This window comes from Nocardia sp. NPDC004722 (genome assembly GCF_053601505.1).
Genome location: NZ_JBSGBY010000904.1, coordinates 1 through 2,419 on the forward strand (window position 1 = coordinate 1; position 2,419 = coordinate 2,419).

At 68.1% G+C, this 2,419-nt stretch carries 4 protein-coding genes; all 4 read right to left on the bottom strand.

The features are described 5' to 3' along the window. The coding region (locus ACWELQ_RS43805) for a translation initiation factor IF-2 N-terminal domain-containing protein (RefSeq protein ID WP_452402873.1) at nucleotides 1–298 on the bottom strand (298 nt) is incomplete at its 3' end. Nucleotides 299–406: 108 nt separating this feature from the next. Then, entirely contained in the window at nucleotides 407–715 is a 309-nt protein-coding gene (locus tag ACWELQ_RS43810; RefSeq protein WP_452402876.1) for a YlxR family protein, read from the bottom strand. Nucleotides 716–867: 152 nt separating this feature from the next. Then, nucleotides 868–1,917, bottom strand: a complete 1,050-nt coding sequence (gene nusA / locus ACWELQ_RS43815) for a transcription termination factor NusA (protein WP_452402874.1) — start codon at nucleotides 1,915–1,917, stop codon at nucleotides 868–870. After that, the coding region (locus ACWELQ_RS43820; RefSeq protein WP_452402875.1) for a ribosome maturation factor RimP at nucleotides 1,914–2,419 on the bottom strand (506 nt) is incomplete at its 5' end. The genes nusA and ACWELQ_RS43820, both read right to left, overlap by 4 nt.

Sequence of the window (2,419 nt, forward strand, 5' to 3'; positions counted from 1 at the left end):
GTGCCGGGGCGGGAGCCGCCGGACGCGGGCCGGGACGCGGACCGGCGCCCGGGGTCGCCGGCTTGGCCGGACGCGGGGCACCGTCACCACTGGGCTTGGGGGACGCCGACTTGGCGTTTCCATTGGCGGGGGCGCTCTTGGGTGCGAGCGACTCCCGCAGGCGACGCGCGACGGGTGCTTCCACCGTCGAGCTCGCCGACTTCACGAACTCGCCCTGCTCCTTGAGCCGCGCGAGTAGTTCTTTGCTCGTGACACCGAGTTCTTTAGCCAACTCGTGCACGCGGGCCTTGCCTGCCACTGCTCTCCTCACTCAGAGGTCGAGCGCGGCAGCCCGTTTCACGACGGGACGCGCGCACGACCTCGACTAATTTCGAAGGCCGATCATTTCTGGGACTTCACGGTGTGCTCATGAGTTCTCGTGCCTGTTCTCTACGTAATGCTCCAGGGCTGAGATATCCAGATGTCCGGACACTCGTAGTGCTCTGCCGATTGCTCGACGCCGAACTGCTTGGTTCAGACAAGCCGCAGTGGGGTGCAACCACGCACCCCGTCCGGGAAGTCTGCGCCGCGGATCCGGAACGATCACAATCGTCTGCCCAGATTCGGCAGAGTCTTGCGCCACGACCCGCATCAGATCGACAGCCAGCTCGCGTTGCCGACATCCGATGCAGGTCCGGACGGGTGTTGATCTTGCTTGCACCCGTTCGGCACACAGAGAAGCCGACGACTCGCGCTGAGCCTTCGTCCACTCTACCGCTGTCACGTCCCGATCTCCGCATCCGTACCCCTTGGAAGTTACCAACCTGTCATCCGAGGGGTCTGTTTCACAAATCTCGGGACCGACCGGGCCGGATGGATCCGGCAAGATCAACCCCGATGCGCCTCGCCACCGCCGGTCGCGGCCGCGGGGCGCACACCGCCCTGCATATCCGGTGCGGCGTCGGAGCGGATGTCGATCCGCCAGCCGGTAAGCCGGGCCGCCAGGCGGGCGTTCTGGCCCTCCTTGCCGATGGCCAGGGACAGCTGGAAGTCCGGCACCACCACCCGCGCGGCGCGGGCGTCGGGGTCCACGATCGTGACCGAGACAACCTTCGACGGCGACAGCGCATTCCCGACGAACGTGGCCGGGTCCTCGGCGAAGTCGATGATGTCGATCTTCTCGCCCGCGAGTTCGCTCATCACGTTGCGCACGCGCTGGCCCATCGGGCCGATGCACGCGCCCTTGGCGTTGACGCCGGGGACCGTCGAGCGCACCGCGATCTTGGAGCGGTGCCCGGCCTCGCGCGCCACGGCCACGATCTCGACCGAGCCGTCGGCGATCTCGGGGACCTCCAGGGCGAACAGGCGGCGCACCAGGTTGGGGTGGGTGCGCGAGAGGGTGATCTGCGGGCCGCGCGGGCCGCGGGAGACGCCGACCACGTAGCACTTGATGCGGTCGCCGTGCTCGTAGGTCTCGCCCGGCACCTGCTCGGCGGGCGGGATGACCCCTTCGGCGCCATGGGCTTCGGAGCCGATGCGGACCACGATGGTGCCGCGGGCGTTCATGCGGGCGTCGCGCTGCACGACACCGCCGACGATGTCGCCCTCGTGGGTGGAGAACTCGCCGAAGGACTTCTCGTTCTCGGCGTCGCGCAGGCGCTGCAGCACGACCTGGCGCGCGGTGGTGGCGGCGATGCGGCCGAAACCCTCGGGGGTGTCGTCCCATTCGGAGATGACGTTGCCGTCGGCGTCGACCTCGCGGGCCATCACGCGCACGACACCGGTCTTCTGGTTGATGTCGATGCGGGCGTTGGCCTGGTGGCCGTCGGTGTGCCGGTAGGCGGTCAGCAAGGCGGACTCGATCGCGGAGATCACGGTCTCCATCGAGATCCCCTTGTCGGCGACGATCGCGCGCAGGGCTTCGATTTCGATGTTCATTCCACGATCCCTTCGGTCGGTGAATCGGATACGGCTGCTGCTGAATCGGATTCGGTGGTGTCGGTTGCCTCCTGAGCGCCGGGCTGGGGACGGCCCGGTGCTACTCCCCCTGCGAGTTCCATTTCGGCCGCCCCGGGTGGATTGAATTCCACTTGGACTACGGCGGATTGGATGTCGGCCCGCGGCACCGTCACCCGGTGTGGCTTCCGCTTGCCGCCGAGGACCAGTGCGATATCGGTGTCGGTGGCGACGCCGACGCGGGCCTCGAACGTGGTCTTGCCCTTCTCCTCCGGGGATTCGGCGCCGGGGCGTAGGACGATCTTCACCTTGCGGCCCTGGGCGCGCTGCCAGTGGCGCAGGTCGGTGAGCGGGCGGTCGATGCCCGGGGTGGTGATCTCGAGCAGGTACGGGGTCTCGCCGAAATCACCGGCGTCGTCGAGGGCCTGCGAGATGTCCGAGCTCAGGTCCGCGACGGCGGCGAGGTCGGCGGAGGCGTCGCGGT

Excerpts from the sequence above, each read along its gene's own strand:
- nusA (WP_452402874.1), bottom strand. The coding sequence starts at position 1,917 with ATGAACATCGAAATCGAAGCCCTGCGCGCGATCGTCGCCGACAAGGGG.